Here is a 22,794-nt window from a genome sequence, read left to right on the forward strand (position 1 = left end):
ACAGCAAAAACTAAAGAAGCCCATCAAGGGGCTTCTTTTTTTGTATCAACAAACCCTCTCGCAATCGCGACAGTGGCTTTGGCATTTTTGATTTTGTTTAATACTAGCTCAGGTTCTGAACCAGACTCATTTTGTGCTGCAAGCAAAGCAGCGGATTCAGCGACGCCGTAGATGCCTACTGTTTTGAAGATATAGTCAGATTTTGTGCTGAGTAATGACTCCATTGGGGCAAGCTCTTGGGCGCTGTAGGTGTTGAAGTCCCAATGATATTTTTGAGCCAAGGCAATCAAGTTAGTTTCGTCAGCTTTTATATCAATGCTGTTTAGAGAATAAATGTCGCTTGGTGTTAGACCTTTTTGCTCAAGAGCCGCCAACATCAGACTTTCAATAAATTCCAATGGACAATCTCGCTCGCAGCCCATGCCCAGCGTATAAATCGGGTTCAGATAAGGTTTCGCGGTAGTCATCACTAATTGCGCGCCAAGCCGGTCTGCTACTTGAGCGCCCCACTCATTGGCGCCACCTTCGTGACCCGATAATAGCGGAATCACGAACTTACCTTCTTCATCTAAAACTAAAACTGGTGGGTCTTGATACTTGTCTTGAAGCACTGGCGCAAGGGTTCGCATCACAATGCCTGTGGCGCAAATAAACACCAACCAATCCCCTTGCTGAAAAGCATTCTGAACGAACTCGGCAAAAGGTTTAGGCTTATATTCCACACTCGCCTCAAGTCCATTTCCATCAGAACTGTTCCCATTAGACCAACGAGCTTGAAGCTTTTTAGCCAATTGCTCGCCAGCTGGCGTTAACGCAATAATGCGAATCAACGTGTGCCTCGCTCGCTTTTAGTCACAACAAACAGAGAAAAATAAGGGCCGGCTTTGTCCTCCAAAGTCGATACGTCTTGCACGATGCGTTCGTTGTCTCGACCAATATATTCAAGATACTTAGCATCCTGCATACGGTTGGTTTTACGCAACGCCGTTAAGATTCTCGGGCGCGCTCGCCCTGCTTTCATGATGACCACACTGTCATGCTGCTCAAGTGCTGTATCAATTTGCAGTGCTGAATGGCGACCACTCACAACTGCAAAAGATTCTTTCAATACCGTCAAAGGATGATTCAAGGCTGAAGACGCCGCATTAATCGATGACACGCCAGGTACAACTTGGCACTGAAAATCGCCTTCAAGACGCTCTAATAAATAGGCAAAAGAGCCAAAAAACAATGGATCGCCTTCGCACAAGAATACGACGTCCTTTCCTTCTTCAAGCTCTTTGGCAATGGCTTTTGCACCATTGTCATAAGCCTCATTCGCAAGCGAACGGTCGGTCGACATAGGCATTACAATGGCAATCTCGTTTTGGGTATGAGTCACACCGGCAAAGGCTTCGCTAGCAATGCTTTTTGCTTGGGAGCCACCTTGATCATTAGCAAGATAGCTCACCACACTGGCGCCTTGAATCAAACGCAGGGCTTTCAATGTAATCAATTCTGGATCACCGGGGCCAACACCTACGCCAATAAATCGGCCGTGGGTGGCTTGCTTTTCTGTCACGCTCATTATGCGGTGTCCTTATTCATCTCTATCAAATCTTTCTCAGAATGCTTTTTAAAATGAAACAGTGTCACGGGTAAACTCGGACGATAAAGTCGTTGTCCAGCTAAACGCTCACCTTTGGCTACCGACACTTGCAAACTTTGTTCGTCAGCATCATTGGCGGCTTCTCTAATCTGTGCGAACTGTATCACTTGGAATTTTGTATCTTCAGTAACGGCGCTCACCATCAAGCTACCGCCAACAGGTAATCGTGCCCAGACTTGTGCCATCAAATCACTGAGTTCACCATCGCTGCCGCCAATAAATACCTTGTTCGGTGTATCGATTTGAGCCGGTAAATCCACCAGCACATCAGGTGCTCGCCCCGCAACAATCGACAAATTCTGCACAACACCGAAACGTTCTTGGTTCGCCGTTAAACAAGCTAAACGTTCAGAATGATGTTCAATGGCGACAACTCGACTGCGCGGATGCCAATAAGCCAGTTCCACACTCACACCACCGCAACCTGCGCCGATGTCCCAAACCGTGTCACCATCGTCTATGTTCATATAAGACAAAATTGCCAAGCGAACTTCTCGCTTAGTGATCATGCCTTTTCCGTCGCCTTTGTCCGTCACAAAGTCAGCATCTGGAATGCCCGGTGCTGTCGGATAAAAGCTAACTTGCTGACTGGTTTTCACAAGGATGACATTAAGTGGATCAAAAACGAATTCGTTATTTATCAGTTCATCCGTCGTAAAACTGCGCACCTGCTCTTGCTCGTAACCTAGTGCTTCGCAAACGATAATCTCGCTTCCATTTAATCCTGCCTTCACACACTCTTGGGCAATATGTTGCGGTTGACTGTGTTGGTCCGTAAGCAAAACTAAAGACTGATGCGCTTTTAAATAACGGCGTAAGCTCACTAAAGGGCGACCATGAAGGCTGACGACTTGAACATCTTGCAAAGATAAACCAAGGCGATGACAAGCCACCTGAATACTAGAAACATTAGGGTAAAAACTCAGCTGAGCTTTAGAAAAGGTCCGAACCAGCCAAGCGCCAATGCCGTAATATAAAGGATCGCCAGAGGCGAGCACGACAACTTGCTTTGCGCCTTGCTGCTGCCAAGTTTCGAAATCGCTTTGCAACTGTTTGAGCTTAGGTAAATCGCACACTTTTCCCACATGGGAATAAGTCGAAATGGTGTCATGCTGGCGAGGCGAACCCAACACGATATCTTGCTCAGACAAACTCGCCAAAGCCGCTTGAGCCGATTCATCAAGGTTCGCTTTTGCATTAACGCCTAACCCAATAACATGAATTTTCAGCGACTCTTTTTGTTCTGTCATCGTCTTCACAATCAGTAATACTCGCCCAAGTTACAACGCAATAATGCATTACAGCTGGCGGAAGTCACGGCACTGCCACCCATTCGTCCCAATAAAGTAATGCATTCTATACCAAGCTTTTCATGCTCTTGCCAAAGTGCGTCTTTTGATTCCGCAGCGCCCACAAAGCCCACCGGCATGCCGATAATCAAAGCAGGTTTTGGCGCGCCTTGTTCTATCATTTCCAATAAACGAAACAAGGCGGTTGGCGCATTACCGATCAAGACAACGCTTCCTTCCAAATTTTCAGTCCATAAACTGAGCGCAGCCATAGATCGGGTTTCGCCATTACTTTTGGCTAACTCGGTCGTACGTGGATCGTTTAAAAAGCACAAAGGTTCGCGCTCTATCATGCGTTTGGTCACACCCTGTTTCACCATTTCCACATCACATAGAATGGCGCAGTTTTTTGCCAAAGCCTCTCGCCCTGTTTGTGTTGCGTTCGCACTGAATCGAACTTGGGTCGCCACATCCGGCAAGCCAAGACTGTGAACCACGCGCATAGTGACCTGCTGCTGATCTTGATTCAAATTCGATAAATCGGTTAACGCACGAATTTGTCGAAAACTGTCATGCTCTATAGCTTGTGGGTTATTTTCGTATTGATATTTATCTGAAGGATTCACTGTTGGCTGTCTTTTTGTTGATTCTTAGAATGAATATTGCCCCACGCCGCTAAACAGGCTTGCAAGCAATCTTGTGTGTCACTGAATTCTCTGTCTGCTTCTGGCAATACTGGTCGACAATGAAGTAGCACAGGAATAGACATTTCACGCGCCGCTTCGAGCTTGGAGTAGGTTGCCGAACCACCGCTGTTTTTGCTGACAATAACGTCTATCCCTTGCTCTCGTAATAATTGCTGTTCGTCTTCTAAAGCAAAAGGTCCAATGGCTTTTAACCATTCTATTCCTTCTGGCATAGCAAATTTCGGAGCAACCGCAGTTCGCCAGACGACACGTTCAACACTTGGCAATTGGGTAATTTTCGCTAATAAATCTTCACTCATCTGACCTGCACTTAATAACGGCACACGAAAACCATCCAGTTGCGTGAGTAAATCAGCACCGGATTGATATTCGCTCCATAAATCATCTTGTTGCGCTTGCCAAGCGGGACGATGAAAACGCCAGCAAGGAATGCCGACTTCCTTTGCCGCATTCACGGCTTTTGTACTCATGGTTTGCGCATAAGGATGAGTGACATCGAGAATTGCGCCAATACCATTCTCACGCAAATAGGTAGCCAAACCACCAAGTTGAGTAAAACCGCCCACCACCAATTCGCAATCTACTTTTGGCACTCGAACCAGACCAGCCAAGCTGTAAACGACTTTCAGCTTATTCTGGAGAGTGCCAGCTTGATGAAGTGCATCGGCTAAACGTCGAGCGTCAGCTGTGCCGCCAAGCAATAGAATTTTCATCTTTGAGATCCTGCTAAGTCGGCTGCTTTACCTACGAAAAAACCTTTACGATCAATTGCCCAAACTTCTAGCTCAATATGATCAGGTATGTATTTTCTGGCGAATTCTAGTGCTTGCTGACAAACCGCATCGGCCAATTCAAGATTTGCATCTTGAGCAAAAGACAAGGCTTCCACACTGGTGTTCGCTTGAATCATTTTATCTTGCAGTTCATGGCTCGCACCCAATGTTACAGCGAGCTGTGCGAGTCTATTCAAATCAATACTGGAAGCTCGACTATTCAAATCCATGTGCTGTTGTGCCAGCTTGCTGATTTTCCCAAAGCCCCCACAAATACTAAGTTTCATCAGCTGCTTGGAATCGTCTTGCTCTACTTTCTTGATGTGCTTTAACACAGCACCAACAAAATCCCCCATTTCAATCAAAGCCATATCATCAAGCTGATAATGCTTTTTGATTGCCTCTTCACTGCTGTTACCAGTTGTTGCTGCAATATGAGTGACGCCATTAGCACGAGCCACATCGATGCCTTGATGAATCGACGCAATGTAGGCTGCACAAGAAAAAGGACGAACAATGCCAGTGGTGCCCAAAATAGACAAACCACCCAAAATACCTAGGCGTGGATTCATGGTTTTTTGTGCGATTTGTTCCCCATTAATCACGCCAACAGATACATCAAAACCGCCTTGATATTGATAAGTCTGAGCAAAACCTTCTAAATGTTCTGTCATCATTTTTCGTGGCACGGGATTGATAGCAGGCTCGCCAACATCTAACAATAAGCCAGTGCGAGTCACAATTCCCACACCTTCTGCAGCATGAAATCGTATTCCCTGTTCTGGTGATAAACGAAGTTCGACAAATAAGGTTGCGCCATGAGTCGCATCTGGGTCATCGCCTGCATCTTTGATGGTCGCGGTTTTCATGCCGCTATCAATTGGCTGATACTCAATAATAGGTAAATCCACGACCTTACCTTTCGGCAGTGTCACGCTGACTGTCGCGTTTTGTTGTTGAGCGAAAAGTGCTTGAGCCGCGGCCACACAACAGGCGGTTGCGCAGGTTCCGGTGGTTAAACCACTGCGTAATGGTGCGGGCGATTCAGCACTTTCAGGCCACATGGCTATAAATTCTCACCAAGAAAAAGTTTGGCTGTTACTTCCAAATTAGACGGAAAAAACAAATGTAAGTAACTCGCCGTTAAGCCTTTTTGTTGGTAAATCGCTTCGCCAGGAGCAGAATGGCGCTGGCGACGACCATGCCCAACTGGCTCAGGTGTATTAGCGCTACGTGATCGGTGATGAGCATGGCCGCGAATCTCGCCTTGTGGAATAACGGCTGTTTGCATTCCTTGGCAACCACGCTTGCCTCGCATCGCACCTTGGCCTTCTAAAATACCTAACATGGGATAACAAGTATCGTTTAAATCTGTTAAGTCTTCCAAGCTGTAAAGCATGCCGCCACATTCTGCCAAAATACTTTTCCCTGCTTGGTAAAAGTCTTGAATAGATTGGCGCATGGAGACATTTTCTGACAAGGCTTTTGCATGTAATTCTGGATAACCGCCCGGTAACCAAAGAGCATCCACTTCGGGTAGAGATGGATCTTTTAATGGGGAGAAAAAGACGACTTTTGCTCCCATACTTTTCAAAGCCATGAGATTTGCATCGTAAATAAAACTAAATGCCGCGTCTTTTGCGACTGCGATGGTTTTGCCCACCAAACTTTGTTGTACTTCTGTCGTCACATCAGCTGAAGTGAGTTCTTTTACAGGAGCAAAGGAAACGGCTTTCGGCAAGGTCAATAAGCCTGTATCACGGGTTTCTTTTAACCATTCAACAGCAACTTCAAAGCGCTCTTCCAATTCGTCTTTCACCTCAGAGGCTTGAACTAAACCCAAATGACGTTCTGGCAATATAATGGCTTCATCACGTTTTAAAGTAGCTAGTAAAGGCAAGTTTTCTGGCAGCGCGTCTCGAATCAATTCTGCATGGCGCTCACTACCACAACGGTTGGCAATCAGCCCCGCAACCTGCACATCATCACGGAAATTCGCCAACCCCGTCGCCAACGCTGCAGCAGTTTGTGCCATGCCTTTTACGTCCATGACAATCGCCATCGGAATACCAAAACGGGCGGCTAAATCAGCACTAGAAGGATCGCCGTCGAACATGCCCATTGCGCCTTCGACTAAAATTAAGTCCGCTTCTTTCGCTGCTTGATAGAGTTTGTCTTGGCAGTAGTCTTCGCCCGCCATCCAAATATCCAACTGCTCTACCGGCTGTTTAGACGCCTGAGCAAGAATTTGTGGATCAAGATAATCTGGACCTGTTTTAAATACTCGAACCACCTTGCCCTGCTGAGTAAAGTAACGCGCCAAAGCAGCCGTAATGGTAGTTTTTCCTTGGTTTGAAGCAGGAGCTGTCAAAAATAAAGCAGGACAGCTAACCGCGTCTTTATCAACCAAGTTGCCGTTATCAGCAGTCATAATACAGTCTCTAAAAGCGAATTTAATGAAATATAATGTGCGCCCAAATGCTGAGCAATATCTTGGCCGCGACCACGTTTAATGGTGGCATTTTCTATGTCGATCAATACTGTTTGCCCTAAAAGCTTAAGGTTCGACACATCCGCCTGTGTTCGTCCGTCTGTCAAAATATAGGTTTGGCTGTACAAATCGGCGTTTCCTTTGTGTTGCTTTGCCAAATAATCTCTAGCCTCTTCGATCGCCACTCGAAAAGGTGTTCCGCCACCAGCACCAAGGTTATCCAGCAACTCAGATATTTCTTTTGGCGCTCGCACTCTTGGCAAAATCGAAGAAACGCCATCTTGCCCAAAACCTAGAATCGCAATCTGCTCACGGGCTAAATAGGCTCGATTAGCAATGTCTAAAATTACGCCTTTGGCTTTGGCAAACACACCTTGATTTAAGGTGGAAGCCGATGTGTCCAACAACACCAAATGCAATCTTGCTTGGCCTGTTTTAGCAGCCTTGTGAGTTAATGTTTTGGGTGGCCATTCTTGTGGTTGGTTGATAATACTACGAAACCAATCCACTCCTTTGCCTGATTCTGAAGCATCAAGACGATAACCGCCTTGTTGCTTGCCTTTATGCTTTCCCGGCGTCACCTCACTCACAGACTTTGCCGTTGAGGGAACTTGAGCATCCGCTTGTAAATTAACTCGAATCGGCGTCGAAGACTTCAGCGTTTGAGGCGCCATGCTTCCCCAATCGCCTTCGCTACTTTCTAATTCACCTGATTCGTTATTGTCCGTTTCTTGGTTGTTTTTCTGTTGATTATTTTCAGGTCGAGACATCTCTGGACGACGAGAAGGTGGTGAAGGCGGTTGTATCTTAGCCTGTCGACGATGAGCCAAAACCAGTTCTTCAACCGCTTTTATATCATCTATTGTTACCTGTTTAGCACCACGCCACGCAGCATGCGCCATAGCAGCTCGAATCCAAACAATATCGCCACGCACGCCATCAATATTTGCTAACTGACAACGTTTCGCCACTTCCATTCGCAATGCATCTGGACAACTTATGTCACCCAAAGCTTTACGCGCCAAACGAATGCTGTTCTTCAAGTTACGTTGTTTGTATTTAAAGGCTTCACAGAAAGACTCTGGATCTTGGTCAAATTCGTCTCGAAGTCGAACAATTTGTACTCGCTCTTCAAGGCTGTATTGATTAGTCAGCTCAACCATTAAACCAAAGCGATCTTGCAGTTGTGGACGCAACTCACCTTCATCAGGGTTCATGGTGCCAATCAGTAAAAAACGCGCTTCATGTTCGTGACTAACACCATCTCGCTCCACGCGATTTACACCACTCGCCGCAACATCTAAAAGCTGATCGACAAGGTGATCCGCGAGCAGATTCACTTCATCCACATACAATACGCCGCCATTGGCTCTGCTTAATAAACCCGGTTTAAAAGCAACTTGTTTATCTTGCAATACTTGCTCTAAATCCAAAGCACCAAGTAGGCGATCTTCACTGGTGCCAAGCGGCAATGTTGCGAAAGGGGCAAGCTCTTCATCATTCAATAACGCAGGCATTACACCAGACAAACCACGAGCTAAAGTTGACTTTGCTGAACCACGAGGACCACTAATCAAAACACCACCGATTTGAGGATTCACTGCACATAAAATCAAAGCTAACTTAAGCGACTCTTGTCCTGCGACGGCAGTAAAAGGAAAGTTACTATGGGCAAGAGGGGTCATGGCGTTACCTGTTGTTGTGCTTGATGAAAGTCTACTGACAAATGAGCATTTTGGCTTATCTAAATGAGCCAGCAGCCACTTAAAAGCCGGTATAAAAAAACGCCTTATTATAGGCGTTTTTACTGTGTTTTACTTCGATAGACCTTATCTTTGTGCCATTTTTATGTCAAACGCAAAGGCCTCAGGTTGTATTGAATAAAACCAATATAAAAACCGTTACGCCATACTTTGATACTCTATGATGAGATCTTCAACCAAACCTAAATCAAATTGCGCTATGGCGTGCTGAAGCTTCTTCTGATGAAAAGCTGGCAACTTCTGCTGAATCAATAAAAAAGCCTCTTCCGCTTGCTCTATATCGCCATTTTGCGCTGCTAATAACAGCGGCTGCCACTCTTCAACTGCTAGGTTTAATAACTCTATATTTTCTTTTTCAATTGCGACGTCTAAGCTTTCATCAATCTGCCCTTTGATGGATTTATCAAATAGAGAGACAAATTCAACATTGGCATGCGTTACTAAGGCTTTATAAATTTCCTCTGCTCGATATGGCTTTGCGATTACTTGCCAGAAGCCATCATCGATTAATGCTTGCTGCTCGTGAATCAGGGTTGATGCCGTAACGGCAACAACAGGAATAGAACGAGAAGGGTCAGCCTCTTGAATGAATTTCAGAAAATCGATTCCTGTCTTAATCGGCATACGGATGTCTGTCATGACAAAGTCTGGCCGATTAGCTTGAAAGGCCTTAATCGCTTGCTCGCCGTCGTTGGCTTCAATTATCTGACAGCCCGCTTTTTCTAAAATAGAGACTAAAATGTCTCTCGACCAACTATCATCCTCTGCAACCAAGACTGTAATGGGGTTATTGAGTCGCATATTTAGCAATATATCAATGTCATTCTCTTCTGAGAGCGCCTCTTGAGGGACTTCGACCAAAGGCAATGCAATGCGTATTTTCGTACCCACTTCAGGTGTTGAATCGACAGACAAAGTGCCTTTCATGAGTTTGACCAATGTTAAAGACAAAGCCATGCCAAGGCCTGTACCACCAGACGCATCACCAGCTTTACCTTGCACAAAAGGGGTAAATAAATGATCTACTAAATCGTCTTCAATCCCTGGGCCAGTATCTTCTATCTCAATAAGAATCTGCTGATCTTCCCCCCAAGCAACAACCTTTACATGACCCTGTTGAGTAAACTTAATGGCATTGCCAATTAAGTTCGTCAAAACCTGCTGAAATTTCACTGGATCAACCCAAACTAAAGGACCATCTTCCAAGTGACATTCAACAAAGAGCGACAAACCTTTCTCTTGAGCTTGTCCACTAAACAGCTTTCCAATTTGTTTGACTTCTTTGCAGATATTCACCTTTTGCTCATGCAAAATAAGTCGCCCTGATTCTATGCGTGCAATGTCTAAAATATCATTAATAAGACCCAACAAACGCTCACCGGCGCTGGCAATAGCGGTAAAACGAGAACGTGAAACGCCGCTTAAAGTGTCGTCTTCTTCGATCAGTTGGGCATAGCCAATAATGGCATTTAATGGGGTGCGAATTTCATGGCTCATATTCGCTAAGAAATGGCTTTTTGCCTGATTGGCTTGCTCTGCAGCTTCTTTGGCTTGCTCTAGCTGCTGAGAGACATTTTTCTGTTCTGTAATATCATTCATGATATCGCCAACAGAAGTCGCACGACCGTTTTCATCATGAAGTACAAAGTAGGTTTCATAGGTTGCGAACACGCGCCCATCCAGGCTTCGAGCTTCCAACTCACCTTCCCACACACCATGTTCTTTTACATACGGAATGACAGTATTTTGAAGGAATTTCTGCGTTGTTTCTGGATAGAACTCTAAGAAATGAAATTGCTTCAGCGACTTATCATCCACATCATCATTCACGCCTAATAAGTCACACATCTTCTTATTGAAGTAGGTGATATTACCGTCGTAAAAAGAGGCCATTGCAAAGCCTTGAGCTGAGTTATCAGCAAAGCTTTTAAACGACTTAAGTTGTTTTAGCAGATGATGGTGTTCTGTAATGTCTCTGGCGATACCAAGAACCCCACGAAAATGGATACTCGGCTCAATCACTGGCACTCGGTGAATATCAAACAATCTAGACTCGTCACCTTGAGAGTGCCCCCAATTCTGCTCGTGAAAGGTAATACCTGTTTTTAGAACTTGGTTATCTTGCTCCTGGTAATAATCACCTTTGCCATCCAAATTCAGTTCTTGGTCAGACTTTCCTTTCACTTCTTGAGAGGTCAGCGAATTAAACTCTAAAAAGGCTTGGTTGCAATCGAGGTATTTGCCGTGCTCGTCCTTCGACCAAATTATATCTGGGATATTATTAATCAAAGAGGTTAGCAATAATTCCCTACGTCGCGCCTCTTCTTTCGCTTCAAGCAAGGCGTTTTCTGCTGCTACTAAATGGCTAACTTCCTCGATGACACCAGCAACGCTTTGCACTTTATTTAGGCGGTCAACACGCGTCACACTGCCTCGTATTTCAATCCAATATTTTTCCTTATCTTGGTTCTCTATGCTAAGTCTGACTGGCTTAACTACGCCTTTTTTCTGCTGTAAAAGTTCATCTTGCCAGCGTTCAAAAATATCCTTCTCTTCTACAGATAACAGCTCCAACCATTCACTAAGACGAGTAGGAACTTGTTTCTCCCGAAAACCTAACCGGAGGAAAAAATCGGAAGAAATATAGAGACGATTATTGCCTGGAAACCACTCCCAAACACCAGAATTTGTTGCCAAAATTGCTCTTGAGTATCGGCGTTGCAATTGCTTAAAACGCACCAAAAAAACTAATTGTAGAATGATAAGAGAGGTCGCTATAACGGCAAAAATAATTGCCAATAGACCAAGAAGAGTAGATAGCTGATCGCCCATGTTCAAAACTCCGTTTGATAACCCAATAATTAAAGCTTTTCTGGTTTATGGAAGTGGTAACCTTGCCCCCACTCAACGCCAAGCTCTTTCAATTGGTTAACGATATTTTGATTCTCGACAAATTCCGCCACCACAGGTTTCTTCAACATTTTCGCTAACTTAACGATGGAATCCACCATTTCATAATGAATTTCATTAACATGCATATCTTTAATAAACATGCCGTCTATTTTGATTAAATCGAATGGCAAATCCATTAGGTAAGCAAAAGATGAGAAGCCTGTTCCGAAATCGTCTAATGCGATACTGCACCCACTTTCATGAAGAAGAGACATAAAGTTACGCGTGTCTGTGAAATTATTCAGCGCTTCCGTTTCCGTAATTTCAAAGCAGAACTTACGCCCATCTAATTGGAATAGCGATAATTGTTCTACGATGAATTGGGCAAAATCGGATTGACGCACCGATAAAGCGGAAACATTTAAGGCAACTTGATCAACACTTTCCCATAAACTCTCTCGTTCAGAAAAAAGCTTCATCGTATTATGAATCACCCATCGGTCAATTTTCGAGATAATACCGAAGCGTTCAGCCGCTCTGATAAAATCATTTGGGTAAATCAATTTGCCGGTATTTTCATCTTTCAGGCGAACCAGAATTTCAACTTTTTTATTTGTGTCAGCACCATTTAAAGACAACACTTCCTGAAAATGTACCTCAAATAAATCCTTTTCAAGGCCATCAATAATTCGAAGCCCCCAATTAAGGTTGCCTCGATGCTCTTCATAAGCAAGGTCGTTTGCATTTTTAACAACCCGAGAAAGTACGCCTGATTTTTTGCTGGAATAACAGACTTCATCTGCGAGCATGATAACCTGCTCGAATGACACCATTTCTTCGGTAATAGGAACAGCTACTTGCGTTAAACTGATTCGAAACTGTCGCTCGTCCCAAACAAAAACAAAGTTTTTTATGCTTTCCTCAAGTAGGCGGAAAAAAGAGGACACGATTTCACTTCCCGCGCTAATCGCAATGGCAAACTTGTCACCACTAAGACGAGCACAAAAATCTCTTTGCGGGCTAATGTGTTCGCTCATCAAAATGGCAAACTGATGCAATAATTCATCGCCTGCGATGCAACCACAGGAATCGTTGATTAGTCGAAATTCGTTAATATCGATTAACACAAAATAAGGTGTATGAACTATGGATTGGGATTGGATTTCAGAAATAATATGAGAGACATGCTCATCCAATGCATCACGATTATAAAGCTGAGTCACAAAATCGTGTTGAGCAAGATATTTGAGACGATCTTGCATATAACGTCTTTCGTTTATTTCTTTGCGTAAATTACGGTTTGCTAAATTGAGGTTGGCCGTGCGTTCTCGAACTTTTTCTTCCAATGATGTGGTCAGTTCCTTTAGCTCATTTACTAATTGAAATTTCTCCAATTGATGCATCACACGAGCGCGCACTTCTTCAACTCGAATAGGCTTACTGATGTAATCATTTCCACCAGCCTCAAAGCCACGGTTGATATCATCAGCTAATGCAGTGACAAAAATGATTGGAACGTCTTTATGTATTGGATGGTTTCGGATGCGGCGGCATGTTTCAAAACCGTCAATGCCGCCCATCATAACATCGAGTAAAATCAGGCAAGGTTGTGTTCTTTCCAAAAGAGCAAGGGCTCTTTCTCCCGAATTAGCAAAAGAAATCTGGCAATTTAACGCCGTAATGACATCTTTTAAAACACGTAAATTCTCAGGAACATCATCAACTATCAATACTGTTGGAGACTGCTTCATTCTTTGCTACGCCCTTCCATTTGATTTACAAATTTCTCGATTGGGCAAGCTTATTCAGGTAATTATAATCAAGCACCATTATCAAGCAATAAACATACAACGCTCACTAATATTAACGCCATTCTGTACACAATATCCACTTAAGTTAAGTATTTAATATTATGCAGATAATGCCGTTAATATCTGGCTATGATTAAACTCAAACGCAACAAATCAGTGCATATTTAAAACGAAGAAAAGCACATTGCACGCATTCTATGCATCGGCTTTTTGAACTTCGGCCCATTTTGGTGGTTTGTGATAACGACCAACGACAGAGCTTAAAAGCACAAATGCAATTAAAGAAAGTCCTAAGTGTGTTAAATCAAGGAAGGTAATGGCGGCGATCAAAACAAATATATCAGCAATAAGAGTTGTTTTACTCGCATGAATATTGAATTTTCGTTCCAAGTAAACTGACAATATATTTAATCCGCCCAAAGACGTGTTATGACGAAATAAAATAATCAGCCCGAAACCAACCAATAAACCACCTAGCGTCGCCGACAACAATGGATGAATGGACAAGACTGCGTAATATTTCATTAACTCAGAGAGAATCGATAACAAGCTAACGCTAGCAAAGGTTCGGAGCGTAAAGTCTCGACCCAAGGTGTACCAAGCTAGAATGTAAAACGGAAGATTTAACAGGAAGAAAAGCTGTCCAAAAGACAAATCAGTAAGCCTAAGCAAAATCATACCAGCGCCTGCGGTACCACTGATCAAGAGTCCTGCTGAGTTTAAAATATGCAGTCCTAGAGCAACTAGGATACAACCCTCTAGGATAGAGAGCCAACGGTTTGTAATTTTCATAACATGTCCTTAACATGGACTGCATTAGCTTTTGGCTAATAACAGAAGTTGTAATATTTACTTCTTGTGGAAGTCGACTTACGTCTGAACATATCAACAAGACGGATAGCGTCTTACCTGAGATTTCACTGCGTATTAAAGCATTTTCCATACCATTAAGGGAAAAACTAAATATTATTTTTTACGCTACACTTTTTGCCTTGATCGAATTGAATTTATAGCAAGATTAGACTACTCATCAAAACAGAAACGGGGCTACAATAAAGGGATGAGAATTACACTTAGACAATTACAAATTTTTGAAGCCGTTGTTCATACAGGCTCAGTCACCGCAGCCGCGGAGATGGTTTCTATTAGTCAACCAGCCGCCAGTCAAGCACTGAGAGAACTAGAAGCGCTATTAGGTCGCCCGCTTTTTCGCCGTCATGGTAAACGCCTACAAATCACACCTCAAGCTAGGCATCTTTTGCCACAGGCTCGTGCGGTGCTTAGTCAGATTGAGCAAATCGAGAGCATGGGCAATGAGGATGAGCTAAGCGGATCACTTCACCTTGCCGCCAGTGTCAGTATGGGAAACTACTTGCTTCCCAAACAAATGTCCTCGTTTAAACGCCAACACCCAAACATTCGCTTCACGTTAGACATCGGCAACACGCAAAGTGTTATTCAACAGCTATTAACAGGCAAAGCCGAAGTAGGCTTTATTGAAGGCTATTGTCAGCATGCTGAGTTAATGACTCAAGTTTGGCTAAAGGATGAACTTGTTGTCTTTGGCTCTGCTCAAGAAGATCGCCCTGAAGAGCTTTCTTGGGAAGACTTAGAGCAAGCCAGTTGGGTAATGCGAGAAGCAGGTTCAGGCACACGAAATATCTTAGAACAGTCAACCGCGTCTCATATTCCTCAACTCAACGTTGTGTTATCACTCGCTCATATGGAAGCGGTTAAACAAGCGGTTATTCACCAAATGGGATTAGGCTGTTTGTCTCGAATGGCAATATCTCAAGAGCTTAACTCTGGTTTAATTCGACTTTATAAAACACCTCTGGCCTTAAATCGAAATTTGTTAATTGTTACGCCCAAAAATACAGCGTTGACACAAAATGCTCAGCGTTTTATCGACCTATGCTGTACATCCGCGGATACATCCACAATTTAATGGATAAAAGTTAGAAACCGCCTTAAAAAGCGGTTCTTCTATTCATTTCGCAATGAGTGTTTTAGGGTTATACTTTTTGGCAGGGTAAATACCTTCAATTCATAAGGCGCGTGAATACCATTAAACAATGAATATTAATAAGATCGACCTTAACCTGCTCATCTATCTTGATGTATTACTAAGAGAGTGCAACGTCACGCGCTCAGCCAATAAACTCAATATTACTCAGCCAGCCATGAGCAACGGCTTAAAGAGGCTTCGAGATTTATTGAATGATCCATTGCTGGTTAGAACCAGTGAAGGTATGAAACCCACAGAAAAAGCACTTCGCTTACAACCCATTGTTCGCAAAGTGTTACTCGACCTTGAAGAAGCACTACAGCCAGAAGCCGACTTCGATGAAAAAGTCAGCACCCGCGTTTTTAGAATCATGGCCAGTGATTACGCCACCTCAACGGTTATACCTTTACTGCTCAACCGCCTTAGGGAATATGCGCCAGGCATAACGTTGGACATCATGACACCAAGCGACGTGACGTTTCATGATGTTGAAGCTGGGAAAATAGACATGGCGATTAATCGCTTTGAAGAACTCCCTCAATCCTTCCATCAAAAAAGCGTCTGGCTCGACACCTTTGTCTGCATGATGAGTTCAAACAATCCGGTGCGTAATAACTTTGATATTGAAGCTTACCTACAGGCACAGCATATTTGGGTTAGTAAAACGGGATTTGGTATTGGCGTTGGCATGGATCCAAATGATGTGCAAAAACTCGGTTGGGTAGATGAAGCATTACAAGCATTAGGCCACAAACGGAGTATTCGAGTCTTTACTCGAAGCTATCATACGGCCATGCATTTGGCGCTTGAGCAAGACCTGATCGCCACACTTCCTAAAAAAGTTGCCATGATCAATAAGAAAAACCCTGACTTTGTGATTCTAGATCCACCCTTCAATATTTCTAAAATTGAACTAAAGATGATCTGGAGCCCATTACTGCACCATGACGCGAGCCATATTTGGTTTAGAAGACAAGTAATGGATGTCGCAAACGAATTTATAACGCAAACTAAGATCTAACAAAAAAGGCACATATTGCGATGTAAGCAATATGTGCCTTTCGTTTTATAGAACCGATATTACTCTTCAGATTCGCCCACAGCTTCTTTTACTAAAGTCTGTAGCTCACCGTTATTAGCCATTTCAACAATAATATCGCAACCACCAACCAACTCGCCTTTTACCCAAAGTTGAGGGAAAGTCGGCCAGTTAGCGTATTTTGGCAGTTCTGCACGAATATCTGGATTATCCAAAATGTTCACAAAAGCAAAGCGTTCACCACAAGACATAAGAGCCTGTACTGCTTGTGAAGAAAAACCACACTGTGGCGCACGAGGATTGCCTTTCATATAAAGCAGAACGTCGTTGTTATTGATTTGCTCTTTAATTGTTTCGATTGTATTACTCATGTTAAAAACCTCGTTTTCAATTACGCTCACTTTAATTCAATAGCTCAATGCGGCGATATAAGGTGCCAACACCTAGTTACAAAATTAACGACAATAAAACCCATTAAACTTGCATCAGTTTATTGGGTCGAAGGGTGTATTTACAACCCCAAAAAGAAGCTTTCCTTCCCGCTTTATCAAGTTAATTACCCTTTACTCAAGTAGCCGAGTGTATTAAATTGGCTGATTCCCTTTTAAAAAAGACAATTAAGGAGTCCAAGCGTGTCGCCAAGACATTTTCTTACTCTGAAGGATTTATCTTCCGACGAGTTAAAGCAGTTATTATCACGAGCTTCTGAGCTTAAGAAAATTCACCATGAAGGTACCCTATTCCAGCCGCTTAAAAATCGCGTATTGGCAATGATCTTTGAAAAATCATCGACACGAACCCGCGTATCTTTTGAAGCAGGTATGGCACAATTTGGTGGTCATGCACTTTTTCTTTCTTCTCGTGATACACAACTTGGTCGTGGCGAACCCGTAGAAGACAGTGCACGAGTTATTTCCAGCATGGTCGATGCCGTGATGATCCGAACCTTTGATCATGAAACAGTAGAAACTTTTGCTAAATACTCTTCTGTTCCTGTGATTAACGCATTAACCGATGATTACCATCCTTGTCAGTTATTAGCCGACATGCAAACTTATCAAGAGCATCGTGGTTCAATTGAAGGCAAAAAAGTCGTCTGGGTTGGTGACGGAAATAACATGTGTAATTCTTACATCAATGCCGCCGAATTACTTGATTTCCAACTTGTTGTTGCTTGCCCGGTTGGCTACGAGCCAAATGCAGAGCTTGTTGCCGAACACAAAGACAGAGTAACGGTTCTTCATGATGCTTCAGAAGCTGCTATTAATGCTGATCTAATCGTGACAGATGTTTTTGCGTCCATGGGACAAGAAGACGAGCAAGAGCAACGCCTAAAAGACTTTGATGGTTTCCAAGTTAATGCTGAGTTGATGGCAAAAGCCAATTCAGATGCTCTGTTCATGCATTGCTTACCAGCACACCGAGGCGAAGAAGTGACAGCGGATGTTATCGATCATCCAGAATCTGTGGTTTGGGATGAGGCAGAGAATCGTCTACATGCACAAAAAGCATTACTTGAATTCCTATTGTGTCACTAATAGCATTCTAGGCTCGATTGAAATCAGTATTCAACGGGCCTTTTTTATACTCTAGGTGTTGAATAACACTCATCAACTGTGAATTATCATGAGCATTATTGAAGTTAGACATTTAAAAACATTGGCCGCTCTCAGGGAAACAGGCAGTTTGGTTGAAGCTGCGGAACGAGTACATTTGACTCAGTCAGCCTTATCTCATCAGTTAAAAGATCTTGAAGAAAAATTAGGGTGCCCACTGTTCATTCGTAAAACCAAGCCGGTTCGCTTTACGAGTGCTGGTTTAAGATTATTACAGCTGGCCGATGATGTTCTCCTGTCTTTTCGTTCTGCTCAACGAGACATACAACGTTTCGCGGAAGGCGAAAGTGGACGCTTACATATCGCCATAGAATGCCACAGTTGCTATGAATGGCTTATGCCCACTATTGATCATTTTCGTGAACACTGGCCAGATGTTGAGTTGGATTTATCGACGGCCTTTGGCTTTATGCCACTTCCCGCTTTGGCACGAGGCGATTTAGATTTGGTGGTTACATCAGATCCACAAGATATTCCAAACATCGAATACATACCTTTGTTTCAGTATGAATCTCAGGTAGCACTCTCACGCCATCATCCCTTAGCTAAAAAGGACTATCTCAGCCCTGAAGACTTTGAAAAAGAAACGCTCATTACCTACCCTGTTGAGATTGAACGACTTGATATTTTCAAGCACTTCCTGCAGCCAGCCGATGTATCACCAGCTAAAATCCGCCACAGCGAATTAACCCTAATGATGATGCAACTGGTTGCCAGTGGGCGCGGTGTTTGCTGTATACCTAATTGGGCGTTGACGGAATACACTAATCGACAATATGTCATTAGCAAATCATTAGGTGAAGAAGGTGTTTGGTGCAAACTCTACTTAGCGATCAGAAAAGATCAAAGAGATAATGCCTACATGGAAGATTTGATTTCCACAGCATCCAAAACTTGCTTTAAAAACCTGAAAGGAATTTTAGCGCCTGATCTGTAACCTTTCCTACAACAAGTAAGTCGGCATCAAAATACATTATGACACCGTTTTTTGATGCTGATTACGAGACCAGATAAAACTAAACTTAGCACCGCCAGATTCACTCTCATCGATCAATACCGCGCCACCATGCCAAAAGGCAATACGCTGAACAATCGCCAAACCTAAGCCATAACCGCCCGACGCTCTTGTACGACTGTTATCCAGTCGCTGAAAAGGAATAAAGACTTTATCGCGATCTTCAAAAGGAATACCTGGACCGTCGTCTTCGATATCCAGCTGCCACCTTTCTGAATCTTGAGAAAAAGAAACCGTGATGGTACTCGCTGCATATTTCGATGCATTCAAAATAAGATTTTGTAATGCTCGACTAATATGATGCTCATCAGCTTCAACAATGTCTGCTGAATCGATGCTTGTGTTTACCGTAAGATGCTGAAGCAAAAGGTGATTATGCTGCAATATTTCGTCAATGAGCTGGCTGATAGAAAGCTCTTTAAAGTTAAGTTCCAAAGAACCGCCCTCTAACTTTCCATAAGTTAAAACCTCATCAACAAGAGTATTCAATTCCTCAACATCGCCTTCCAAGGCTTCAATTGTTGGCCCTACATCATCGTCAACTTCATCTTTCACCATCTCCAAACCAAACCGAAGGCGCGCAATGGGCGTTCTTAATTCATGAGAAATGGCGTTGATCATCTCGCGCTGAACTTTCAGTAAACGCTCAATATGAGACGACATAGAGTCAAAAGAGTAAGCTAGCTCTTTTAAAGTACTGTTATTATCTGGCACACCTTGAGGCAAACCACTTCTGCCACGGGCAATTTGTCGAGTAATACTTTCAAAGGTTTTGCGCTTTACATCTAATGCCATCAGCTCACGCCAAATGAGCAACAACATAATGGCAACACCAACACTGATAATCACCACGACAACCAAAGTAAGCGGAAAAACATCTGTTTTTGTCAGCGTTATATAGCTTGGTTTTTCAGCGTTTTCATCCTTCCACAAAAAACCGTACTCTTGAGCCGTTCCCTGTACCAGAGCAACCCCAGAAAGCAACGCAGAACCTTGGGAATCATATTGGTTTATAGACAAGCTAGACATACTTTCAATCAAAGCGACTTTATCGGAGTATTCAAGCTGCGGTGTTAGTAGCAGTCGCTCTAATAATGTTTTGAATTGAAACATTGGATTCAACGTCGAAGCATTGCCGGTTAAAACAGGAGTAGCAGATTGTTGAAAAGACACGCTGTAGCTTGCCTCATCAGAAGCAAGCCACTTTTTCGTCTCGATCAAAGACGGAATATTCGGGAAAGGTAACGAAGCAGCACTGCTCAGGTTCCAATCAAATTGAGATTCAGGAACCTGCTTAGCAACGCCAGACAAGAGAAGAGCTGAGCTAATTTCAGCATCAACATAAAATAACTGCTCAGTTTTTGAGTCAGCAAATTCATTGTGAGCAAACTCAATCGCGACAAAGCAACAAACAACAATAGCAAAACCGCTTAAAATCAGATGTCGGTAAAGTCGCCAAATCTCTTCTCTCATTCGCTTTTATACTTCTTTAACAAACAAATACCCTTTGCTTCGAATAGTTTTTATTCGACGAGGGTGAATCGGATCATCACCGATTTTTGAACGAATTCGAGAGATTCGAACATCGACAGAACGGTCTTGACCGTCATATTCAATGCCACGCAACTCACCGAAGATCTCTTCTCGGCTCAGAATTCGCCCAGCGTTGCTAGAAAGCAACCAGAGCAAATCAAACTCAGCACTTGTTAATTCAACTTCTTCCTCAAGCAACCAAGCTTCTCGGCGAGAATTATCAATAGTCAAAGGACCAAAGACCAAGTTCTGTTCTTCTTTAGCTGCTACAGCAGATGTATCCACATCTTGTGTACTACGTCGCAACAAAGACTGAACTCGTGCTAATAGCACTCTAGGCTTAGCTGGTTTAGAAACATAATCGTCTGCACCAATTTCCAAACCTAAGATCTGATCAACATCGTCACTACGAGCCGTCAACATTAAGATCGGCCCTTTATATTCGTTACGCACACTACGACAAACAGTAAAGCCGTCAGCACCAGGCAACATTAAATCAAGAATCACAAGCGAAGGTTGCTCTGCAACAATACGCGAAATCGCTTTACGTCCATCAGGTTCAATATCTACTTTGAAACCATTTTTCTGCAAGTATTCTTGAGTAAGAAGCGCTAAGCGCTCATCATCTTCAACAATCAAAATTGTTTGGTCGTCTAAGCTCATGAACAATCCTCGTCCAGTTATTTTCGTTTTAAATTTAACATCGAAAAACCATGCTTTAACTATTAATTCACTTTTATGCAATTAATCAGCTAAAAGGCTATAAATTTTTTCCATTCTGTCACGGTTAACACCTCGGTCAGAATAACCAACACGTGATGCTGAGCGGAAATGAATCACTTTTTCAGTTTCAGGTAAGTAGAATTCAACATCATCGATATAACCAATGAGCTTACTTTTCACTTCAAAATGAACATATCCCAAAGAGCTACTGACAATATGAGCATCACCTTGGTTCAACATATGAGACTCAATCAATAATTGAACCTCTTTACGCTCTCCGCTATAAGTAATGGCTTCGGCATAATGAGTACTGTCGTCAACAGGAGCTTGTGTTGAAACGCAGTTCGGAGACGAAGGACAAGCTTTTAATAAGCCATCTGTCACACCTAATCCTTTAGGCATTTTGTTAGCAAACCCAACATAAATACACAGCCCTATCACTAGGACGACAACAGTAATAATTATCCATCGGATCATGCTTTACTTCCTCTCACTCACTGTTCCAACAATACCTGTTAACGAAAAGATCTTTTGCCAGGCTTCTTAGGTTTAAATTCTGGCTTATCTGTACTTTGCCAATCAAACCCTTTTGGTCGACGAGCACCACCTGCAGTAGCTTTATTTTTATGACGCTTGAGCTCAATTTTTTGCTGTTGTGTTTTAGGCTTAGATTCAGCTACTTTAAGATCAACCATATTACACAATGAACTTACTTCGGAATCTTCCATTTCAACCCAACGCCCTACTTTTGCTTTAGAAGGTAAGAAAATAGGACCAAAGCGTACGCGTTTCAAACGGTTTACTTTTACGCCTTGCGATTCCCAAAGACGACGAACTTCGCGGTTACGGCCTTCCATAACACAAACATAAAACCAACGGTTAATACCTTCACCACCACCATCAACAATATCAGTAAAGCGCGCAGGACCATCTTCTAAAGTGACACCTTTCTTCAAGGTAGCAATATGCTCTTCTGTCACTTCCCCCATCACACGCACAAGATATTCGCGGTCAATTTCGGTGGATGGGTGCATCAATCTATTTGCTAATTCACCGTCTGTGGTGAACAAGAGCAAACCAGAGGTGTTGATATCTAGACGGCCAACAGCAATCCAGCGCTCGCCTCTTAATTTAGGCAACTTATCAAAGACAGTAGGTCGGCCTTCTGGATCTTTACGAGTACAAACCTCACCTTCTGGTTTGTTGTAAATAATCACTCGGCGGTTTTCACCTGCTTCTGTAGCAACAATCGCATAACCGTCTATCGTAATGGAATCTGTTAAGCTCACTCGATCACCGAGTGTCGCCACTTCACCATTGACTAAAACGCGACCTTCTCGTATGCGGTTCTCCATCTCACGACGGGAACCTTGGCCTGCTCTTGCTAATACTTTTTGTAACTTTTCGTCCATTACGAACCTCATTGGGGGAATGCTTCTCAGCAACCCGGTTTTAAATAATATAAATGACTGGTTTGTTTCATTAT

At 43.1% G+C, this 22,794-nt stretch carries 20 protein-coding genes; 4 read left to right on the forward strand and 16 right to left on the reverse strand.

The genetic code is table 11. From position 1 onward, the window contains the following. Positions 1-23 precede the first annotated feature (23 nt). The 11 genes from ACMUMQ_RS02325 to ACMUMQ_RS02375 all read right to left on the reverse strand — a co-directional run bounded on the left by ACMUMQ_RS02325 (position 24) and on the right by ACMUMQ_RS02375 (position 14,166). Positions 24-830, reverse strand: coding sequence for a cobalt-precorrin 5A hydrolase (locus ACMUMQ_RS02325; RefSeq protein WP_414680430.1), 807 nt, complete (start codon positions 828-830; stop codon positions 24-26). After that, positions 827-1,567 (reverse strand): precorrin-2 C(20)-methyltransferase, encoded by a 741-nt coding sequence (gene cobI / locus ACMUMQ_RS02330; RefSeq protein WP_414680431.1) that lies wholly within the window; start codon positions 1,565-1,567, stop codon positions 827-829. The genes ACMUMQ_RS02325 and cobI overlap by 4 nt, the downstream gene beginning before the upstream one ends. Next, entirely contained in the window at positions 1,567-2,898 is a 1,332-nt protein-coding gene (gene cbiE, locus ACMUMQ_RS02335) for a precorrin-6y C5,15-methyltransferase (decarboxylating) subunit CbiE (protein WP_414680432.1), read from the reverse strand. Before cbiE ends, cobI begins: the two co-directional genes overlap by 1 nt. 11 nt (positions 2,899-2,909) lie before the next feature. Next, a complete protein-coding gene (locus ACMUMQ_RS02340; RefSeq protein WP_414680433.1) occupies positions 2,910-3,563 on the reverse strand; it encodes a precorrin-8X methylmutase in 654 nt (217 codons plus the stop codon). After that, the gene (locus tag ACMUMQ_RS02345) at positions 3,560-4,357 is read right to left on the reverse strand and encodes a precorrin-6A/cobalt-precorrin-6A reductase (protein ID WP_414680434.1); all 798 of its coding nucleotides are present in this window, start codon (positions 4,355-4,357) and stop codon (positions 3,560-3,562) included. The genes ACMUMQ_RS02340 and ACMUMQ_RS02345 overlap by 4 nt, the downstream gene beginning before the upstream one ends. Beyond that, entirely contained in the window at positions 4,354-5,481 is a 1,128-nt protein-coding gene (locus ACMUMQ_RS02350; protein WP_414680435.1) for a cobalt-precorrin-5B (C(1))-methyltransferase, read from the reverse strand. Before ACMUMQ_RS02350 ends, ACMUMQ_RS02345 begins: the two co-directional genes overlap by 4 nt. Positions 5,482-5,483: 2 nt before the next feature. Further along, on the reverse strand, positions 5,484-6,848 hold the full coding sequence (locus ACMUMQ_RS02355) for a cobyrinic acid a,c-diamide synthase CobB (protein ID WP_414680436.1): 1,365 nt from the start codon (positions 6,846-6,848) through the stop codon (positions 5,484-5,486). Further along, positions 6,845-8,593, reverse strand: coding sequence for an ATP-binding protein (locus ACMUMQ_RS02360; protein ID WP_414680437.1), 1,749 nt, complete (start codon positions 8,591-8,593; stop codon positions 6,845-6,847). Before ACMUMQ_RS02360 ends, ACMUMQ_RS02355 begins: the two co-directional genes overlap by 4 nt. A gap of 216 nt (positions 8,594-8,809) precedes the next feature. Beyond that, positions 8,810-11,503 (reverse strand): hybrid sensor histidine kinase/response regulator, encoded by a 2,694-nt coding sequence (locus ACMUMQ_RS02365; RefSeq protein ID WP_414680438.1) that lies wholly within the window; start codon positions 11,501-11,503, stop codon positions 8,810-8,812. Positions 11,504-11,532: 29 nt separating this feature from the next. After that, positions 11,533-13,314 (reverse strand): two-component system response regulator, encoded by a 1,782-nt coding sequence (locus tag ACMUMQ_RS02370; RefSeq protein WP_414680439.1) that lies wholly within the window; start codon positions 13,312-13,314, stop codon positions 11,533-11,535. Between the two features lie 255 nt (positions 13,315-13,569). After that, positions 13,570-14,166: a YitT family protein gene (locus ACMUMQ_RS02375; protein ID WP_414680440.1), complete on the reverse strand. Its 597-nt coding sequence runs from the start codon at positions 14,164-14,166 to the stop codon at positions 13,570-13,572. Between the two features lie 268 nt (positions 14,167-14,434). On the opposite strand from ACMUMQ_RS02375, the gene ACMUMQ_RS02380 reads away from it, so the two are divergent. Continuing rightward, a complete protein-coding gene (locus ACMUMQ_RS02380) occupies positions 14,435-15,322 on the forward strand; it encodes a LysR substrate-binding domain-containing protein (protein ID WP_414680441.1) in 888 nt (295 codons plus the stop codon). A gap of 127 nt (positions 15,323-15,449) precedes the next feature. Next, positions 15,450-16,403, forward strand: a complete 954-nt coding sequence (locus ACMUMQ_RS02385; RefSeq protein WP_414680442.1) for a LysR family transcriptional regulator — start codon at positions 15,450-15,452, stop codon at positions 16,401-16,403. Between the two features lie 59 nt (positions 16,404-16,462). Here the strand turns inward: ACMUMQ_RS02385 and grxD are convergent, their stop codons facing one another. After that, entirely contained in the window at positions 16,463-16,792 is a 330-nt protein-coding gene (gene grxD / locus ACMUMQ_RS02390) for a Grx4 family monothiol glutaredoxin (RefSeq protein ID WP_317003082.1), read from the reverse strand. Positions 16,793-17,053: 261 nt separating this feature from the next. Here grxD and argF point away from each other — a divergent pair, with 261 nt between their 5' ends. After that, positions 17,054-17,959 (forward strand): ornithine carbamoyltransferase, encoded by a 906-nt coding sequence (gene argF, locus ACMUMQ_RS02395; protein ID WP_317003081.1) that lies wholly within the window; start codon positions 17,054-17,056, stop codon positions 17,957-17,959. 88 nt (positions 17,960-18,047) lie between these two features. Beyond that, positions 18,048-18,974: a LysR family transcriptional regulator gene (locus tag ACMUMQ_RS02400; protein WP_473503966.1), complete on the forward strand. Its 927-nt coding sequence runs from the start codon at positions 18,048-18,050 to the stop codon at positions 18,972-18,974. Positions 18,975-19,010: 36 nt separating this feature from the next. On the opposite strand, the gene ACMUMQ_RS02405 is transcribed toward ACMUMQ_RS02400, so the two are convergent. From ACMUMQ_RS02405 to rluB, 4 genes are all read right to left on the reverse strand, one after another. Further along, entirely contained in the window at positions 19,011-20,525 is a 1,515-nt protein-coding gene (locus tag ACMUMQ_RS02405; RefSeq protein WP_414680443.1) for an ATP-binding protein, read from the reverse strand. A gap of 6 nt (positions 20,526-20,531) precedes the next feature. After that, positions 20,532-21,248, reverse strand: a complete 717-nt coding sequence (locus ACMUMQ_RS02410; RefSeq protein WP_414680444.1) for a response regulator — start codon at positions 21,246-21,248, stop codon at positions 20,532-20,534. Between the two features lie 81 nt (positions 21,249-21,329). Further along, the gene (locus tag ACMUMQ_RS02415) at positions 21,330-21,785 is read right to left on the reverse strand and encodes a DUF1499 domain-containing protein (protein ID WP_414680445.1); all 456 of its coding nucleotides are present in this window, start codon (positions 21,783-21,785) and stop codon (positions 21,330-21,332) included. Between the two features lie 38 nt (positions 21,786-21,823). Next, complete coding sequence (gene rluB, locus ACMUMQ_RS02420) at positions 21,824-22,720, reverse strand: 23S rRNA pseudouridine(2605) synthase RluB (protein WP_347983037.1); 897 nt, start codon at positions 22,718-22,720, stop codon at positions 21,824-21,826. Positions 22,721-22,794: the final 74 nt, after the last annotated feature.

Source organism: Marinomonas algae, from assembly GCF_047525555.1.
Taxonomy (GTDB): Bacteria; Pseudomonadota; Gammaproteobacteria; order Pseudomonadales; family Marinomonadaceae; genus Marinomonas.